Source organism: Amycolatopsis sp. NPDC004625, assembly GCF_040609695.1.
GTDB lineage: Bacteria > Actinomycetota > Actinomycetes > Mycobacteriales > Pseudonocardiaceae > Amycolatopsis.
The window spans coordinates 194,851-212,150 of record NZ_JBEXKX010000002.1; the positions used below are offsets into that span (position 1 = coordinate 194,851).

Annotated in this window: 20 protein-coding genes; 15 read left to right on the forward strand and 5 right to left on the reverse strand. The window is 72.3% G+C overall.

The window, feature by feature from the left end; genetic code table 11:
- Positions 1 to 85 precede the first annotated feature (85 nt).
- Both ABZW17_RS02745 and ABZW17_RS02750 read right to left on the reverse strand, forming a co-directional pair.
- Complete coding sequence (locus tag ABZW17_RS02745; protein ID WP_354808946.1) at positions 86 to 499, reverse strand: Fur family transcriptional regulator; 414 nt, start codon at positions 497 to 499, stop codon at positions 86 to 88.
- A complete protein-coding gene (locus ABZW17_RS02750) occupies positions 499 to 846 on the reverse strand; it encodes a metalloregulator ArsR/SmtB family transcription factor (RefSeq protein ID WP_354808948.1) in 348 nt (115 codons plus the stop codon). The genes ABZW17_RS02745 and ABZW17_RS02750 overlap by 1 nt, the downstream gene beginning before the upstream one ends.
- A 264-nt stretch (positions 847 to 1,110) precedes the next feature.
- Here ABZW17_RS02750 and ABZW17_RS02755 point away from each other — a divergent pair, with 264 nt between their 5' ends.
- The 14 genes from ABZW17_RS02755 (at position 1,111) to ABZW17_RS02820 (ending at position 15,036) form a co-directional block, all read left to right on the forward strand.
- A complete protein-coding gene (locus ABZW17_RS02755) occupies positions 1,111 to 2,199 on the forward strand; it encodes a hypothetical protein (RefSeq protein WP_354808950.1) in 1,089 nt (362 codons plus the stop codon).
- Positions 2,200 to 2,841: a class F sortase gene (locus tag ABZW17_RS02760; RefSeq protein ID WP_354808952.1), complete on the forward strand. Its 642-nt coding sequence runs from the start codon at positions 2,200 to 2,202 to the stop codon at positions 2,839 to 2,841.
- A 79-nt stretch (positions 2,842 to 2,920) separates the two neighbouring features.
- Positions 2,921 to 3,571: a class F sortase gene (locus tag ABZW17_RS02765; RefSeq protein ID WP_354808953.1), complete on the forward strand. Its 651-nt coding sequence runs from the start codon at positions 2,921 to 2,923 to the stop codon at positions 3,569 to 3,571.
- Positions 3,572 to 3,659: 88 nt separating this feature from the next.
- Positions 3,660 to 5,048, forward strand: a complete 1,389-nt coding sequence (locus ABZW17_RS02770; RefSeq protein WP_354808955.1) for a glycine--tRNA ligase — start codon at positions 3,660 to 3,662, stop codon at positions 5,046 to 5,048.
- A gap of 139 nt (positions 5,049 to 5,187) precedes the next feature.
- Positions 5,188 to 6,120, forward strand: coding sequence for an ABC transporter ATP-binding protein (locus ABZW17_RS02775; protein ID WP_354808957.1), 933 nt, complete (start codon positions 5,188 to 5,190; stop codon positions 6,118 to 6,120).
- Positions 6,117 to 6,857 (forward strand): ABC transporter permease, encoded by a 741-nt coding sequence (locus ABZW17_RS02780; RefSeq protein WP_354808959.1) that lies wholly within the window; start codon positions 6,117 to 6,119, stop codon positions 6,855 to 6,857. Before ABZW17_RS02775 ends, ABZW17_RS02780 begins: the two co-directional genes overlap by 4 nt.
- 25 nt (positions 6,858 to 6,882) lie before the next feature.
- Entirely contained in the window at positions 6,883 to 8,085 is a 1,203-nt protein-coding gene (locus ABZW17_RS02785; RefSeq protein ID WP_354808961.1) for a sensor histidine kinase, read from the forward strand.
- Positions 8,082 to 8,687 (forward strand): response regulator transcription factor, encoded by a 606-nt coding sequence (locus tag ABZW17_RS02790; protein ID WP_003094883.1) that lies wholly within the window; start codon positions 8,082 to 8,084, stop codon positions 8,685 to 8,687. Before ABZW17_RS02785 ends, ABZW17_RS02790 begins: the two co-directional genes overlap by 4 nt.
- A gap of 24 nt (positions 8,688 to 8,711) precedes the next feature.
- Positions 8,712 to 9,365 carry a YdcF family protein gene (locus ABZW17_RS02795; RefSeq protein ID WP_354808963.1) on the forward strand — a complete coding sequence of 218 codons (654 nt, stop codon included), beginning with the start codon at positions 8,712 to 8,714 and terminating at the stop codon, positions 9,363 to 9,365.
- Between the two features lie 77 nt (positions 9,366 to 9,442).
- Positions 9,443 to 10,717: a deoxyguanosinetriphosphate triphosphohydrolase gene (locus ABZW17_RS02800; RefSeq protein ID WP_354808965.1), complete on the forward strand. Its 1,275-nt coding sequence runs from the start codon at positions 9,443 to 9,445 to the stop codon at positions 10,715 to 10,717.
- Positions 10,718 to 10,941: 224 nt separating this feature from the next.
- A complete protein-coding gene (locus ABZW17_RS02805; RefSeq protein ID WP_354808967.1) occupies positions 10,942 to 12,021 on the forward strand; it encodes a serpin family protein in 1,080 nt (359 codons plus the stop codon).
- Positions 12,018 to 13,829 (forward strand): glycosyl transferase, encoded by a 1,812-nt coding sequence (locus tag ABZW17_RS02810; RefSeq protein ID WP_354808969.1) that lies wholly within the window; start codon positions 12,018 to 12,020, stop codon positions 13,827 to 13,829. Before ABZW17_RS02805 ends, ABZW17_RS02810 begins: the two co-directional genes overlap by 4 nt.
- Complete coding sequence (locus ABZW17_RS02815; RefSeq protein WP_354808971.1) at positions 13,826 to 14,365, forward strand: DinB family protein; 540 nt, start codon at positions 13,826 to 13,828, stop codon at positions 14,363 to 14,365. Before ABZW17_RS02810 ends, ABZW17_RS02815 begins: the two co-directional genes overlap by 4 nt.
- A gap of 20 nt (positions 14,366 to 14,385) precedes the next feature.
- Positions 14,386 to 15,036, forward strand: coding sequence for a DUF6193 family natural product biosynthesis protein (locus ABZW17_RS02820; protein ID WP_354808973.1), 651 nt, complete (start codon positions 14,386 to 14,388; stop codon positions 15,034 to 15,036).
- 9 nt (positions 15,037 to 15,045) lie between these two features.
- Here ABZW17_RS02820 and ABZW17_RS02825 read toward each other — a convergent pair whose 3' ends face one another.
- Together ABZW17_RS02825 and ABZW17_RS02830 are read right to left on the reverse strand one after the other, a co-directional pair.
- Positions 15,046 to 15,396: a VOC family protein gene (locus tag ABZW17_RS02825; RefSeq protein ID WP_354808975.1), complete on the reverse strand. Its 351-nt coding sequence runs from the start codon at positions 15,394 to 15,396 to the stop codon at positions 15,046 to 15,048.
- A gap of 39 nt (positions 15,397 to 15,435) precedes the next feature.
- Complete coding sequence (locus tag ABZW17_RS02830) at positions 15,436 to 16,035, reverse strand: TetR/AcrR family transcriptional regulator (protein ID WP_354808977.1); 600 nt, start codon at positions 16,033 to 16,035, stop codon at positions 15,436 to 15,438.
- 96 nt (positions 16,036 to 16,131) lie between these two features.
- Here ABZW17_RS02830 and ABZW17_RS02835 point away from each other — a divergent pair, with 96 nt between their 5' ends.
- Positions 16,132 to 16,836, forward strand: a complete 705-nt coding sequence (locus tag ABZW17_RS02835; protein WP_354808979.1) for a carboxymuconolactone decarboxylase family protein — start codon at positions 16,132 to 16,134, stop codon at positions 16,834 to 16,836.
- Here the strand turns inward: ABZW17_RS02835 and ABZW17_RS02840 are convergent.
- Positions 16,833 to 17,282: a MarR family winged helix-turn-helix transcriptional regulator gene (locus tag ABZW17_RS02840; RefSeq protein WP_354808981.1), complete on the reverse strand. Its 450-nt coding sequence runs from the start codon at positions 17,280 to 17,282 to the stop codon at positions 16,833 to 16,835. The genes ABZW17_RS02835 and ABZW17_RS02840 overlap by 4 nt on opposite strands.
- Positions 17,283 to 17,300: the final 18 nt, after the last annotated feature.

The following is a 17,300-nucleotide window of genomic DNA, read 5'->3' on the forward strand; positions in this document are numbered from 1 at the left end:
TACGCAAGCCGACTGTGCAGGTACGCAAGCCGACTGTGCAGGTGCGCGAGCCGACTGTCCGGGTACGCGAGGCGACCGTTCGGGGTCAGTGTTCGGCGCAGGTGCCGGTGATCTCCACCGTGTGGGAGATCTCCGAGAAGCCGTGCTCGGCCGCAATCTTCTCCGCCCAGCGCTCGACCGCCGGGCCCTCGACCTCGACCGTGCGGCCGCACAGGCGGCACACCAGGTGATGGTGGTGGTGCGCCGAGCAGCGGCGGTAGATCGCCTCGCCCGAATCCGTGCGCAGGACGTCGATCTCGCCGGCCTCGGACAGGGACTGCAGCGTGCGGTACACCGTCGTCAGGCCGATGCCGTCGCCGCGTTTGCGCAGCTCGTCGTGCAGTTCCTGGGCCGAGCGGAAGTCGTCGATCGTGCTCAGCAGCTCGACGACCGCGGCCCGCTGCCGGGTCGATCGGCGCCCGGGCACCGGGGCCTGGCTGCGCGACGCGGCGGGGTTCATCACTTTCCTTCCTGCACGTGGGCGACGGCGTCGACCACGATGTGCGCCAGGTGGTCGTCGGCGAGCCGGTAGACGACCTCGCGGCCGCGGCGCTCGCCCTGGACCACCCCGGCCGTCTTCAGCACCCGCAGGTGCTGGCTGATCAGCGGCTGCGCGACGTCGAGGGTGTCCACCAGCTCGTGCACGCACCGGTCGCCCTCGCGCAGCTGCAGCACGATCGCGATCCGGACCGGCGCCGCCAGCGCGCGCAGCAGGTCGCCCGCATCGCCCAGCACGGCCGGTGACGGGTGTGCCCGGGACACCGGCGTGCACTCCGCGAGGCCGTCGCTCCCGGTCACCGTCGCCATTCCCGCCTCCACGCTCGCCCACGACCATGAATTCCGTAGTCATTGCCGATAACGGCGCCGCCCATCCTAGTGTTCCCCCGGTCGGGACCTCCGCTTCGGCGCCGAGCTGCGGGTTACGGCCGGTCGTATTAGCCCATCCGGGTGAGTTCGTGGGATATTGGCCCTTCGGCTTCGCATGCGGTGGCCGACGGTGCAAGGTTGGCGCGGAGAGTTTCGTCGCTTCTCGTACGCTGACGACCCGCCTGAGCAGAGCAGTGGGGAGACATGAGGCGTTTCGTGACGAGAGCGGTCGCCATGACGGCCGTCGTGTTTCCGCTGGCCGGGGTGGGTGTCGCCGGGGCGCAGAGCCAGGCTGTCGACGAGAAGACCGGCCCGGTCTCGTTCGCGAACATCGCCTCGGTGCGGATCGGGACCGAAGGCCAGCGCGGTGGCGCCCTGATCACCGAAACGCAACGGTCGCCGCTGCTGCCCGGCCAGTCGAAGCTCGGTGCGGACCGCGTCTCGGTGCCCAAGGACGACGGCGAGCGCGCCACCTTCGGCGGGCACTACCAGATCGACCTCGGTCGTTACAGCGCGTCACAGAACCCGTACCCGCCGGGCGTCCCGAGCCGCGACCACAACGTCTTCGCCGCGCTGCAGGCCACCACCGTGCCCAACGCCGTCGCGGAGACGAACTACGCGCTGCGCGACAACTGGCAGGGCGGCGCCCGGCCGGTCGACAACACCGTGCTCGTCCTGGAGGGCGCCAAGACCTCGGTCGACTGCACCGGCCCGGCGAAACTTTCCTCGGCGAGCACCGTGACACGGCTGTGGGTGCGCCAGGCCGGCGGCGGGCTCGGCATCGTCCCGGTGCCCGGCGGCACCGCCGGGCTCCAGCTGTCGAACCTGCGGCTCGGCCCGCCGGGCGACATCGCGAACGCCGACCGGGCGACGACGGTCTCCGACCTCAAGCTGACCCGCGTCGCCGCCTTCGACCAGCTGATCCGCCAGGACGGCTGGCGCGGTGGCGACTTCACCGCCGTCGCCGGCTGGCGGGTCGAGATCACCACCCACGTCAAGGACGCCCAGGGCACCGCGCTGCAGGACGTGCGGACCACCGTCGTCCTGGGCGGGGTGAGCTGCTCGGTGCCGAAGGGGTTCGTCGCCAAGGCCGCCGGTCCGGCCGGCGGAACGACCGCCTCCCAGGCCCCGGTGCCGACCCAGGTCCCGGCCGGCTACCTCGGCGCGGCCGCACCCGCCACGGACAGCGACGGTTCCCGCATCCCGCTCGGCCTCGGCCTGCTCTTCGGCGGGGTGTTCTTCGCCGCGGTCGCGCTGCTGCTCGGCCGGCGGCGCAAGACCGGGACGGACTAGGTGTTCCGCACCGCGCTGGCCGCCGTCTCGGCGGCGCTGGCCGTGGCCGCCTTCGCGGCCGGGATCGTCGTGCTGACCTGGCTGCCGCCGGCCGCCACGTCGTTCGCCGCCGCCCCGCCGCCCGGGGCGCTGCCGGGCGAGGACGCGGCCCCGGCGGTGCTGCCCGCGGACAGCGAGTCCGCCGCGCAGCAGCGCCCGGGCACGGTCCGGCTGCCCGGCGGCGCCACCGCCCGCCTGGTCCGCACCGAACTCACCGACACCGGGGTGCTGCCGATCCCGCGCGGTCTCGGCGACGCCGCCTGGTGGGGCGCCAAGCTGGGCGCGGCGCAGGGCGCGGCCCTGCTGTCCGGGCACGTGAACTGGGAGGGGCGGCGCGGGCCGTTCGACGAGCTGTGGCGGATGCGCCGGGGTGACGAGGTCAGCGTCGTCGACGCGCGCGGCGGCCGGTGGGTCTACCGCGTGGACGACGTCGTCACGGTGCCCAAGGAAGCCCTGCCCGCCCAGGCCGCCCGGTGGTTCGGGCAGGACGGCCCGCACCGGCTCGTGCTGGTGACCTGCGGCGGCGACTACGTCGGCGGCACCGAGGGCTACGACGAGAACCGCCTGGTCACCGCCCGGCTCGTGACGCGCCCCGCCCGCTGATCGGGTTCGCTGCAACCTTCCCCGCTCCTCGCGGCATGCCTGTCCGTGCACTGGCCATGACAGCGAAGGAGCGCACGCCATGCAGGAGCAGAACCCGGAGCCGGAGAAGGGCTCCGGCCGCTGGTGGATCGTCGGCGCCGCCGGGGCGTTCGTGGTCGCGGCGTTGGTCGTGACCCTGCTCGTGTTCACCGGAAAGGATGAACCCGCCGGAGCGAACGGCGCGACCGCGCCCGTTCCGGCCGCGAACCAGGCGGCCCCGCAGAGCACCGCGCAGGACACCGGTCGCGACCCCGCGCAGCTGTCCCTGCCCGGCGGCGGCACCGCGAAACTGGTCCAGGAGGACCTCGACGCGGCGGGCGCGCTCAAGATCCCGGAGGGGCTCGACGAGGCCGCGTGGTGGGGCGCGAAGCTGGGCGCCGACCACGGTGTCGCACTGCTGTCCGGGCACGTGAACTGGAAGGGCAAGAAGGGCCCGTTCACCGAGCTTTGGCAGGTCAAGGCGGGGCAGCAGGTCAAGCTGACCGACGCCGCGGGCGGCGCGTGGGTGTACCAGATCGACACGACCGAAACCGTGCACAAGTCGGACTTGGCCGGCCGGTCCGAGCAGCTGTTCGACCCCGACGGCCCGCACCGGCTGCTGCTCGTCACCTGCGGCGGCGAGTACGTCGGCGGCAGCGAGGGCTACGAGGACAACCGCGTCGTGACGGCGTCGCTGGTGTCGCGGCCGTAGGCTCACCTGCGCGAAAAGGAGTGGGCCCCGGCGGATACCCTGGACGTTCCAGTCCTGAACCGTCCCCGCAAGCTTTTCGGAGCGTGGAGTGCCCACGAACACCATTGAGAAAATCACCAGCCTGTGCAAACGCCGTGGTTTCGTCTTCGCCAGCGGAGAGATCTACGGCGGTACCCGCTCCGCGTGGGACTACGGGCCGCTCGGGGTCGAGCTCAAGGACAACATCAAGCGCCAGTGGTGGAAGACCGTCGTCCAGGGCCGCGACGACGTCGTGGGGCTCGACTCGTCGGTGATCCTGCCGCGTGAGGTCTGGGTCGCGTCGGGGCACGTCAACGTGTTCACCGACCCGTTGATCGAGTGCCTCTCGTGCCACAAGCGGTTCCGCGCCGACCAGCTCGCCGAGGAGTTCGCGGCGCGCACCGGCAAGGAGACCGGCGAGGACGACCTGTCCGAGGTGCCGTGCCCGAACTGCGGCACGCGCGGCAAGTACACCGCGCCGCGGGACTTCAACATGATGCTGAAGACCTACCTCGGCCCAGTGGAGTCCGAAGAGGGCCTGCACTACCTCCGCCCGGAGACCGCGCAGGGCATCTTCGTGAACTTCTCCAACGTCCAGCAGACGACGCGGAAGAAGCCGCCGTTCGGCATCGGCCAGATCGGCAAGTCCTTCCGCAACGAGATCACGCCGGGCAACTTCATCTTCCGGACGCGCGAGTTCGAGCAGATGGAGATGGAGTTCTTCGTCGAGCCGGGCGAGGACGAGCGCTGGCACCAGTACTGGATCGACGAGCGCACGAAGTGGTACACCGACCTCGGCATCAAGGCCGAGAACCTGCGCCACTTCGAGCACCCGAAGGAAAAGCTCTCGCACTACGCGAAGCGCACCGTCGACATCGAGTACCGGTTCGCGTTCAACGCGGGCCAGGAGTGGGGCGAGCTCGAGGGTATCGCCAACCGCACCGACTTCGACCTGACGACGCACTCGAACCACTCGGGCCAGGACCTGTCGTTCTTCGACCAGGCTTCGGGCCAGCGGTACCGGCCGTTCGTCATCGAGCCGGCGGCGGGTGTCGGCCGGTCGATGATGGCGTTCCTGGTGGACTCCTACGTCGAGGAAGAGGTGCCGAACGCCAAGGGCGGCACCGACATCCGCGTGGTGCTGAAGCTCGACCCGCGGCTGTCGCCGTTCAAGGTCGCGGTGCTGCCGCTCTCGCGCAACGCCGACCTGACCCCGAAGGCGAAGGAGGTCGCGGCCACCCTGCGCAAGCACTGGAACGTCGACTTCGACGACGCCCAGGCGATCGGCCGCCGCTACCGCCGCCAGGACGAGATCGGCACGCCGTACTGCGTCACGGTGGACTTCGACTCGCTCGAGGACCAGGCCGTGACGGTGCGCGAGCGCGACTCGATGTCGCAGGAGCGCATCGCGATCGACCAGCTGGAGTCCTACCTGGCCGGTCGCCTCGTCGGCTGCTGACCCGCTCGCGGAGGCCGCCCCGGGAACACCCCGGGGCGGCCTTTTCGCGTCCGGCACCCGGGCACCCCTGACACCTGTCACGGTCAGGTCGTGACGCACGATCCGGGAACCCGGGCCGTCCGGGCGGCAGCCTGGGGGCATGCGAGAAACAGACACCCAGGCGGTGGCGGCGGGGGCCGCGGTCCACCTCACCGGCCTGCGGAAGCACTACGGCGAGGTCCACGCGGTCGACGGCGTCGACCTGACCATCGCCCCGGGCGAGGTGGTCGCCCTGCTCGGCCCGAACGGCGCCGGCAAGTCCACCACCGTCGACATGATCCTCGGCCTGACCAGCCCCGGCGCCGGTGACGTGCGCGTGTTCGGCCGCAAGCCGATCGACGCCGTCCGCGCCGGCCTGATCGGTGCCATGCTGCAGGGCGGCGCCCTGATGGACGACCTGACCGTCGGGGAGACCGTCGGCATGGTCGCGGCCCTGCACCGCAAGCCGATGCCGGTCGCCGAGGCCCTGCGCGCCGCCGGTGTCGAGGAGCTGGCCGGCCGCCGCGCGAACAAGCTCTCCGGTGGCCAGAAGCAGCGCGTGCGGTTCGCCGTCGCCCTGGTCAGCAACCCCGACCTGCTGCTGCTCGACGAGCCGACCGCGGCGATGGACGTCGGCACCCGGCGCGAGTTCTGGCAGTCGATGTACGCCTTCACCGAGTCCGGCCGCACGGTCCTGTTCGCCACGCACTACCTCGAAGAGGCCGAGGAGTTCGCCGACCGGGTGGTGCTGATGCGCCGGGGCCGGATCGTCGCCGACGGCAGCGTCGCCGAGGTCCGCGCGCTGGCCGGCGGCCGCACCCTGCGCGCGGCCGTCCCCGGCGCCACCGACGCCGTGATCGCCGCGCTGCCCGGCGTCAAGGAGTTCGAGCTGCGCGGCGACCGCGTCGCGATCTCCAGCGCCGACTCCGACGCCACGCTCTGGGCGCTCAAGGCCGCCGTGCCGGCCGTGCACGACGTCGAAATCAGCGCCGTCGGCCTCGAAGGCGCCTTCCTGTCCCTGACCGCCGACGAGACCGCGGAGCCCGTGCGATGAACGCCACCTACCTGCTCACCGAGATCCGCCGGAACTTCCGGGCGCCGCGGTTCCTGGTCTTCGTCGTCGCCTTCCCGGTGCTGATGTTCCTGTTGCAGGCCAACGTCTTCACCAAGTCGAGCGACCCCGAACACACGAAGATCGCCGCCGTCATCATGATCAACATGATGACCTTCGGGACGTTCGCCGCGGCCAACACCAGCGGCGGCCGGCTCGCCCTGGAACGCGCGCTCGGCTGGCAGCGGCAGCTGCGGCTGACCCCGCTGACCGGGTTCGGCTACCTCGGCGGCAAGGCGGTGTCCGGGATGCTCGTCGGGCTGCCGGCCCTGGTCCTGGTGCCGCTGCTGGCCGTCACCGTGGAGGGCGTGCACCTGGACGCGGCGGGCTGGGTCCGCATCTTCGCCGGCATCTTCCTCGGCACGCTCCCGCTGGTCCTGCTCGGCCTGCTGATCGGGCAGTTCGGCACGCCGGACTCGATGCAGCCGATCAGCATGATCGTCACCCTCGGCATGGGCTTCCTCGGCGGCCTGTGGATCCCGCTGGAGACGATGCCGAACTGGATGCACGACGTCGCGCAGATCATGCCGACGTACTGGGTGCTGCAGGTGGTGCGGCCCGCGGTGACCACCGACATGGTGGTGTCGCTGCCGACCGCGGTGGGCGTGCTCGGCGCGTGGACCGTCGTGCTGGGGGCGCTGGTGATCAGGCGTTACCGTAAGGACAGTGCCCGCGTCTGAGGGCCGGAGGGGACGAGGAACGGCGATGGCGGAGTCCGAGAGCCACAAGTTCGGCCTGGGCAACCGGGAGACGTGGTGGGCGGACCCGCCACGCGGCCGCGACGGCGGTGGGCCCGACAAAGTGCGGTGGCCGGTCTTCTCGATCGTGTTCACCCTGCCCTTCCTGATCCCGATCACGAAGTCGCTGCTGGCCACGCACCCGGTGACGCCCACCGTGGTGGTGCTGTGGGTGCTCGTCTACGGCTACGCGGCTTCGTACGCGTTCTTCCCGATGGTGTTCGACCACGGCCGCCCGGCTCGGTTCACCTACGGGATCGGGATGCTCGTCCTCGGGCTCACCGTGGTCACCGCCGTGCACGCCAACCCGTTCGTCATGCTCTACGGCACCGCGGTGATGGTCTTCCTGGTGGCGCCCGTGTGGGTGGTGGTCCTCGACGGCGCGGCGCTGGTCGTGGCGAGCGGGATCCTGCTGCTGACCGGCCGCTTCGCGAACGACTACGGCGACCTGATCACGGTCGCGTCGGTCACCCTGGCGATGTTCTTCATGTCCAGCCTGATCCGCGCCGTCCGGCACCTGGAGCAGGCCAACAAGGAGATCGCCACGCTGGCCGTGGCGAACGAGCGGGAGCGGCTGGCGCGCGACCTGCACGACCTGCTCGGGCACAGCCTCACCACGATCACCGTCAAGGCGGGGCTGGCCCGGCGAGTGCTGGAGAGCGCCGGCGACATCCCGCGCGCGGTCGAGGAGATCCGCGAGGTCGAAAGCCTCACCCGCAGCGCGCTGTCCGATGTCCGCGCGACCGTGTCGGCGAACCGCGAGGTGTCGCTGTCGGTGGAGCTCGTCGGCGCCCGGGCGGCGCTGCGGGCCGCGGAAATCGACGCCGACCTGCCGCACGCCGTCGACAACGTCCGGCCGGAGTTCCAGAACCCCTTCGGGTACGTGCTGCGCGAAGCGGTCACGAACGTGCTGCGGCACTCCGGGGCCAAGCGGGTGCGGGTGCGGCTGGGCGGCAACTGGCTGGAGGTCGAGGACGACGGCAGGGCCACCGAGGTCGTCCAGGGCAACGGCCTGCGCGGGCTCGGCGAGCGGCTCGAAGCCGTGGGGGGCACGCTGCGGACGTCCGTCCGCTCCGGGGGAGGATTGCTGGTGCGGGCGGAGATCCCGCAGCCGGAACCGCGCGCGGCCACCTCGGCCGTGCGCGCCGAACCCGCGGGAGGACTCGCTTGATCCGGGTGTTGCTGGCCGACGACCAGGCCATGGTGCGCGGGGCACTGGCCACCGTGCTGGGCCTCGAGAACGACATCGAAGTGGTCGGGCAGGTCGGCTCCGGCGACGAGGTGGTGGCCGCCGCGCGCGAGACCAAGCCGGACGTCGCCCTGCTGGACGTCCAGATGCCGGGCAAGGACGGCCTGGCGGCGGCGGCCGACCTGCGGGCCGCGCTCCCGTCCTGCCGGGTGATCATCTGCACCACGTTCGGCAGGCCCGGCTACCTCGCCCGCGCGATGGCGGCGGGCGCGGCCGGGTTCGTCGTCAAGGACGCACCGCCGGAGCAGCTCGTCGAGGCCGTCCGCCGGGTCCACAGTGGACTCCGGGTGGTGGACCCGGCGCTGGCGGCGGAGTCCCTCGCCACCGGCGCCAGCCCGCTCACCGGGCGGGAGCGCGACGTGCTGCGGGAGGCCAGGGACGGCAGCACGGTGGCCGACGTCGCCCGCGCCCTGCACCTCTCGGAAGGCACCGTCCGCAACCACCTGTCCGCCGCGATCGGCAAGACCGGCGCGCGGACGCGGGCCGAAGCCGTGCGCGTCGCGGAGGAGCGTGGCTGGCTCTGAGCCGCTTCTGAAAGAATGGGCCGGGTGGGTACCGCTGAACGCACCAAACCGTCGCTCGCGAGCTGGGCGCGCCGGATCGCCTTCGGCACCTTCCTCATGCTGCTCGCGCTCGTCGGCGGCACGGCGTTCCGCGTGTGGGAGGTCGCCCGCGAGAACGACCGGCGTCCGGCGGACGTCATCGTGGTGCTGGGCGCGGCCCAGTACAACGGCAAGCCGTCGGACATCTACGCCGCCCGGCTGGTGAAGGCGAAGCAGCTCTACGACGCCGGGGTCGCGAAGACGATCGTCACCGCGGGCGGCAAGAAGGCCGAGGACAACTTCACCGAGGCCCGGGCCGGCCAGCTCTGGCTGACCCGGCGCGGCGTGCCGGCGTCGGCGACGCTCGCGGTCGGCGAAGGCAGCGACACGCTGCGGAGCCTGCGCGCGGTCGCCCAGCAGGTGGAAGCCCGCGGCTGGCGGACGGCGGTGCTGGTCAGCGACCCGTGGCACTCCTTCCGCGCCCGGACCATGGCCGGCGACCTGGGGCTGGAGGCGTGGACTGCGCCGACGCACAGCGGGCCGATCGTCCAGGAGCGCGTCACCCAGGTGCGGTACATCGTCCGCGAGACCGGCGCGCTGCTGTACTACCGGCTGACGAAGACCCCGGCGGACGACCTGTTCGCCACGTTCCTCGGCTGACCTTCTTGCCGGTGACGTCCGGGGCTCCGCCACCCGGACTCCCGAAGAATGTCGGTGGGGCCGTTTAGGCTGGTCACGTGGACTACACCGAGCACGACACCGCCCGCCTGCTGCCGGAGCCGGCCAAGGGCGCCGCGCTGCCCGGCGCGCGGGCGGACGGGCGCAGCGCCTTCTCCCGCGACCGGGCGCGGGTGCTGCACTCCGCGGCGCTGCGGCGGCTCGCCGGCAAGACCCAGGTGGTCGGCCCGGGGGAGGGCGCCGAGGTCACCGGCGTCCCGCGCACCCGGCTGACGCACTCGCTGGAGGTCGCGCAGATCGGCCGCGGCATCGCCGACGAGCTGGGCGCGGACCCGGACCTGGTGGACACCGCGGGGCTGGCGCACGACATCGGGCACCCGCCGTTCGGGCACAACGGCGAGCGCGCGCTCGACGAGGTGGCCACCGCGTGCGGCGGGTTCGAGGGCAACGCGCAGACGTTGCGCATCCTCACCCGGCTGGAGCCCAAGCTGCTCTCCGCCGAAGGTGATCCGGTGGGGCTCAACCTGACCCGCGCCTGCCTGGACGCGACCACGAAGTACCCGTGGCCGCGCAAACCGGGTCAGGTGAAGTACGGCGTCTACGCCGACGACGTCCCGGTGTTCGAGTGGGTCCGTTCGGGGGCGCCGCCGGAGCGGACGTGCCTGGAGGCCCAGATCATGGACTGGGCCGACGACGTGGCGTACTCGGTGCACGACGTCGAGGACGGGGTGCTGGCGGGCCGGATCAAGCTGCGCGTGCTCGCCCACCCGGACGAGCGCGCGGCCGTCGCCGAGGCCGCCGCCAAGCACTTCTCCGCCCAGTCGGTGTCCACTTTGGAGGATGCGGCCGCGGAACTGCTGGCGCTGCCGGTGGTGGCGGCGCTCGTCCCGGCGGAGCCGGACGGTTCGCCGGGCGCCCAGGTCGCGTTGAAACGGCTGACGAGCGAGCTGGTCGGCCGTTTCACGACGGCGGCGGTCACCGGAACGCGCGCGGAGTTCGGCGAGGGCCCGCTCGGCCGCTACCGGGCCCGGCTGTGCGTCCCGGAGCAGGTGGCGGCCGAGGTGGCCCTGCTGAAGGCGCTGGCCCTGCGGTACGTGATGAGCGACCGCCGCCGGCTGGCGATGCAGGAGGGCCAGCGCGAGCTGTTGATCGAGCTGGTCCACGCCCTGGCCCAGCGCGCACCGGAGTCCCTCGACCCGCTGTTCGTCCCGGCCTGGAACGCGGCGGCCGACGACGCGGCCCTGCTGCGCGTGGTGGTCGACCAGGTCGCCTCCCTCACCGACGCCCAGGCCCACGCCTGGCACAGCTGGCACGTCACCCGCCACCACCGCTGACCCGTGACCGCCCGGGCATCACCCGTGATCACACGGGCATCACGCGTGATTGGAGGGGCATCGGGGGTGATGCCTGCTCAGTCACGCGTGATGCCTAATGGAGCACGCGTGATGCCTGTTGGCGCACGGCCGATGGGCGAAACTTTCGCGGGCGATTTGTCATCCTCGGGCGGAGTTGCGCGCGGGCGGCCGGTGGGGTGTCCCGTTCCGGTACTCTCGCCCGCATGGCCACGGACAGCCACCTCCGGTTCGCTCTCGACGTCCACTCGGCCCTCGGTGCCGGGGGCGGGAACACCTGCTTTTCGCCGTACTCCGTGGCCAGCGCCCTGACCCTCGCCGCGCGCGCGGCGAGGGGGCGCACGCGCGACGAGCTGGTCGCCCTGGTCGGCGACCCCGACGAGCAGACCGTCCTGCTGCGGGACGCCGCCCAGCCGAGCGAAGACGACGCCGAGCTGGCCGTCGCGAACACGCTGTGGGCCGACGACCGCCTCCCGCTCGAGGACTCGTTCAAGACCGAACTCGCCGCGTGGCCCGGGGCCGCCGTCGCGAGCGCGCCCTTCGAGAAGGAGCCCGAAGCCGCTCGCGCGCTCATCAACGACGACGTCGGCCGCACCACGCACGGGCTGATCCCGCAGCTGCTGCCGCCCGGCTCGATCGACTCCGACGTCGCCGCCGTGCTGGTCAACGCCCTGTACCTGAAAGCCGCCTGGAAGCTGCCCTTCCGCGAGGCCAACACCAGCGACGCGCCGTTCCACGCGCCCTCCGGCGACCGGGACGTCCCGACCATGTGGCTGAGCGAGCGCGTCGGCTACGCGCACGCCGGCGGCTGGCAGGCGGTGCAGCTCGCGGCGGCCGGGGGCCTGCAGGCCGTCGTCCTGCTGCCCGACGGCGACCTCGCCGAGGCGGAGGCCGGGCTCGACCAGCCGTCGCTGACGAGCCTGCTCGAAAGCCTCGCCTTCAAGCCGGTCGAGCTCGCGCTGCCCAAGGTTTCGCTCGACGTCCCCAGCTCGCTGACCGGCGTGCTGCGCGGGCTCGGCGTCCGCACGGTGTTCACCGACGACGCCGATCTGGGCGGCCTCTCGCCGGATCCGCGGCTCACCGTGTCCGAGGTGCTGCACCAGGCCGTGCTGCGCGTCGACGAACAGGGTTTCGAGGGGGCCGCGGCCACCGCGCTGACCATGCGCCTCACCTCGATGATGATCGACGAACCGGTCGCCGTCACGGTCGACCGGCCGTTCCTGCTGCTGGTCCGGCACGCCGGCACCGGGGCGCTCTACTTCCTCGCCAGGGTGGTCGAACCGTGAGCCTGAAGTCCGAAGCCGTTCCCGAGCTGGTCCCGCCCGCTCCCGAACGCACCGAAGGCCCGAAGCGCTGGGCGTGGCAGGACTCCGCGATCACCGGCGGGTTCCTGCTCTTCACGATCCTGCTCTACAACGGCCTGTGGTTCGACCTCAAGCGCGGCTACCTCTGGAACGGCGCGGCCGACCAGAGCCAGTGGGAGTGGTACTCGACGGTCGTCGCGAAGGCCGTCCTGCACTTCCAGAACCCGTTCACCACGGACCTCCAGAACTACCCGCTCGGCGTCAACATGGCGGCGAACGCGGCGATGTTCGGCCTGAACATCCCCCTCGCGCCGATCACGCTCACCTTCGGCGCAACGCTGACCTGGGCGATCGTGCTCACCGCCGGCCTCGCGGGCACCGCGACCGGCTGGTACTGGGTGTTCTCGCGCCACCTGGTGCCGAACCGCACGGCGGCGGCGATCGGCGGCGCGTTCTGCGGTTTCGCGCCGCCGATGATCTCGCACGGCAACGCGCACCCGAACTTCGTCGTGCTCTTCGTGCTGCCGTTCATCGCGCTCAAGACGATCCAGGTCGCCCACGGCGAACGCCCGGTGCGCAACGGCATCTACCTCGGGCTGCTCGTCGCGTGGCAGATCCTGCTCGGCGAAGAGCCGCTGATGATCTTCGCGCTGACGTTCGTCGTCTTCGCGATCGCCTACCTGATCCCGCACCGCGGGGAGATCCGCGGAATGCTCGCGCCGCTGGCCAAGGGCATCGGTGCCGGTGCCGTCGTCGCGCTGCTGATCGCCGGATTCCCGTTGTACTGGCAGTTCTTCGGCCCGCAGAGCTTCCACTCCCTGCTGCACGGCCCGGCCGGCAACGACACGGCGGCGTTCACGCGCTTCGCGACGCAGTCGATCGCCGGCGCGCCGGAGGCGGCCGCGGACGTGTCGATGAACCGCACCGAGGAGAACGCCTTCTTCGGCTGGCCGTTGATCGTCCTGATGATCGTGCTGACGATCTGGCTGTGGCGCGACGTCGTGTCGCGGGCGCTCGCGATCACGATGTACGTGATGGCCGTGCTTTCCCTCGGCGTCGAGATCACCGTGGCCCACGACGACACCGGTATCGCCGGCCCGTGGAAGTGGCTGGGCCAGCTGCCGCTGCTGGATTCGCTGCTGGAGTCCCGGCTCGCGATGGGCTGCATCCCGGTGGTCGGCGCGCTCCTGGCGATCGCGACGCACCGCGTCTGGACGGCGGCGGCCGAGCAGCCGGCGCCGCTCGACGGCAAACCCGCGTTCCCGCTGCGGATGGTCTGGATCGGCGCGGTCGTCGCGGTGCTGCTGCCGATCGCGCCGACGGAACTGGTGACGCACCAGCGTCCGCTGTCGCCGCCGTTCTTCGCCGACGGGATCTGGCGCCAGTACGTCGCTCCCGGCGGTTCGCTGGTGCCCGTGCCGCTGCCGAGCACCGGCGAAGCCGAGCCGCTGCACTGGCAGGTCGACGCGGGCCTCGGCTACCCGATGCCGGAGGGCTACTTCGTCGGTCCCACGTCGGCGACGGACCGCAGCGGCCGGTACGGCGCCGTCCCGCGGCCGACGTCGGACCTGTTCGCGCAGGTCGAGCGCACCGGCCAGGCGGCGGAGGTCACCGAAGGGGACCGCACCCAGGCGCTCGCGGACCTGCGGTACTGGAACGCCGACGTGCTCGTGGTCGGGCCGCGGCAGAACCAGGAAGCCCTCAAGTCCACTGTGGAGCTGTTGCTGCGCAAGCCGGCGGAGTTCGTCGGCGGGGTGTGGATCTGGGACGTCCGCCCGATGACGGCGTGACCACTGTGGACGAACCGAACCGGCCCGAACCGCCCCTCGACGGCGACGAAACCGCCACGCTGCTGGGCTTCCTCGACTTCCACCGCGCGACGCTGGCCTGGAAGTGCGCCGGATTGGACGCGGCGGCCCTGCGTGCGACGGTCCCGCCGTCGTCCCTGACGCTCGGCGGGCTGCTCAAGCACCTGGCGTACGTGGAGGACCACTGGTTCTCCCACGTGCTGTCGGGCCACGACCGGTCGGCCCCGTTCGACGCGGTCGACTGGACGGCGACGCCCGACTGGGACTGGGAATCCGCGGCGGACGACACCCCGGAGCAGCTCGCGCGGCTCTGGGAGGACGCGGTCGCCCGGTCCCGCGAACGCCTCGCCCAGGCCTTGGCGAACGGTGACCTCTCCCAGCGCGCCCAGCGCCCGCGACGGGACGGCAGCCGGCCGAGCCTGCGCTGGATCCTGGTCCACCTGGTCGAGGAGTACGGCCGCCACAACGGCCACGCGGACCTGATCCGCGAGTCGATCGACGGCAGCACGGGGGAGTAGCGCCGGTTAGGCTGGGCGGGGTGGAAACCGGCTGGTACCCCGAAATCGACGCCGAGGGCACGCTTCTCGCGGTGTTCCGGAGCCTGCTCGGCCCGGACGTCCCGCTCGAGGAGCTGGAGTCGTGGCCGGGCCGCAACGTGGTCCTGCGCAGCCCCGAGCGGTCCGTCGACGTCAGCCTCGGCAGCGCCGAGCGCGTGTTCCTCCTGCAGTTCTGGCTGCGGGGCGCGCACGTGGCGTCCGGCCGCACCGCCGACCTCGCCGCCGCCGCGCAGGCCGCTCGTGACTGGGCCGCGGGCGCGACGACGGCCGCGATGAGCGCAGGCTGGCCGTTCGCCGAGTTCGGGGCGTGGGCGCAGGCATGCGAACGGGGCGAAGGCATCGACTTCACGTGGCGGCAGTTCCACGCCCGCCGCGACGAGGTGCCCCAGCTGAGGCCGCTGAGCCGGTTCATCGAGCTGGCGGTGGACGAACCGCGGCTGCGGGCGCTGTTCCCGTTCACCAGCCACGCCATGCTCGGCTTCCGCCGGACGCCCGGCCGTGGCCCGGCCCTCGGCGTCTGGGTTGCTCCGGCCCGTGGGGGGTTCGAAGTGCGGGGGCCGGACCGCGCAGCCGTTCCGGTGCCGGACGCCGAAGCGGCCGTCGCGCGCGTGCTCGCCCTCCTCGACGGCTGATCCGCGGGGTCAGCGGCCGCGCTGGGCGATCTGGAAGACGTTGCCGAACGGGTCGCGGACCATCGCGCGCCGGTCGCCGTAGGGCATCTTCGCCGGCTCCTCCAGGCTGGTCGCGCCGCAGTCGAGCGCGCGGCGGTACGTGGCGTCCGCGTCGGCCACGTAGACGTGCAGGAACGCCGGGAACAGCGCGCGCTCGCCTTCGGCCGACACCATGACCAGTGAGTCGCCGATGCGCAGCTCGGCCGGCCGTCCGCTTTCGACCTCGCCGGTCGCGCCGAAGACCGTGCGCAGGAACGCGACGGCGGCGACGAGGTCGGTGACCACGATCCGCGGGACGACCGTCGGGAAACCCGGGTTCATACCGGCCCACCCAAGCCGACTCCGGCCCGGGGCACAAGTCTAGAGCCGCAGGCCGACCAGCTTGACCAGGAACCGGTCGAGCTGATCGACCGCCGGCGGCCACGGCAGGTCGGGCTCGTTGATGCGCTGGGCCAGCATGCCGTTGACGGCCGTCCGCAGGTCGATGGCGACGGTCACGGCGTCGTCCGCCGGGGCCAGCCCCGCGTCCATGCACCGCCGGACCGCCTCGGTCGTGCGGGCGACCATGACCTCCTTGAACGGCATCCCGTGCCGCCGGTGGACCGTGCTCTCGTGCAGCACCTTGTAGAGCCCCGGGTGTTCGCGCGCCCACGCGGCCTGCGCCAGGATCCGGGCGCGCAGCGCGGCCGCCGGGTCCGGGGCCGCCTCGGCCGCCGCGTCGCCGGTGCCGACGAGTTCTTCGTGGCAGCGCTGCATCGCGGCCAGGACGAGCGCGTCCCGGTCCGGGAAGTGCAGGTAGACCGAAGTCGCCGCGATCGACACTTCACGGGCGACGGCCCGCAGGGACAACGCCTCGTCGTCGGCGAGCTCGTCGAGCATCCGCACGGCGGCCGTGACGATCTCTTCACGCAGCAGCTCGCCTTGGCCGCGGGCGTTGCGCCGGCGTCTGGTCTCTTCCATCGGTGCCCAGTGTAGCTGGACAGCCATTGCGCTACAGGTGTAGCGTCATTTGCACTACAGGTGTAGCGCTACGGATGTTCACAAGGGAGCACGCACGTGACCACCACCGAAACCCCCGCAAGCCTCGACGCCCTCGCCGCCCTCGACCCGGTGTTCGCCCAGATGGTCGGAGCCACCGCGAAGCACGTCCGGGCGATCCCGGAACTGACCGACCGCGAGAAGACGTTCCTGTGCGTCACGGCCGACGTCTGCCAGGCGAGCCTGGGCCTGGCGTTCGCCGCGCACGTGCGGGCCGGCCTGGCCGTCGGGGTGTCCACCGCGGACGTCCGGGAGCTGCTGCGGTTCGTCTCCTACGACTGCGGTTACCCCGCGGCGGCCGCCGGCGTCGAGCGGCTCGCCGAACTGGAGGTGCAGCTCGGGCTGCCCCGTCCGATCGCCGAACCGCTGGCCGCCGAGCTGCTCTCGACCGGCCCCGACGCCGCGCCCAGCCCGCTGCCCGATGCGGTCCGGGCCCGGCTGGCCGACCTGGACCCGCACTTCGCCGGCTACTTCGACCTGCAGTCGCGGATGCGCGCCGGACACGGGCCGGGCACGCTCACCGAACGCGAGCGCGGCCTGGTCAGCCTCAGCGTCGACGTCCACTACCAGACGCTGGCCGACACGTTCCGCATCCACGTCGGGCGCGCGCTGCGGGGCGGCGCGTCACCGGAGGACGTGCGTGCGGCGCTGCGGTTCAACGCCCAGTTCGGCGTCACGCGGGCGTGGCACGCCTGGGAAGCGCTGAACGAAATCCTGGCCTAACCGAGGACCTCGTCCGCGAGCCGGCTCAGGTAGCCGGCGAACCGTTCGCGGTCCTCCGCCGGCCAGTGGCCCACCAGCCCTTCGAACGCCTGGCGCTGGTGGGCCCGCGAAGCGTCGAGGAACTCCTTCGCCGCCTCGGTGAGGGTCAGTACCGCCCGGCGCGCGTCGCGGGTCGACGTCGAGCGCACGACGAAGCCGTCTCGGGTGGCTTCGGCGGCCATCCGGCTGGCCACCGACCGGTCGATGCCCAGCTGGCGGGCGACGTCCGCGACCGTCACCTCGTCGCCGGTGGCGCCGTCGATCGCCTGGATGACGAAGAGGTTCGGCACGGTCCACGCCGGCGGGGCGCCGGCGGCGAAGCGCTCGACGACGTCCGGCCCCCACTGGCGCGCCCAGTGCCGGACCAGGCGGAAGAGCGCCGGCCCGCCGTCCCTTGATGCGTGCATAAGACACACTATAATGTG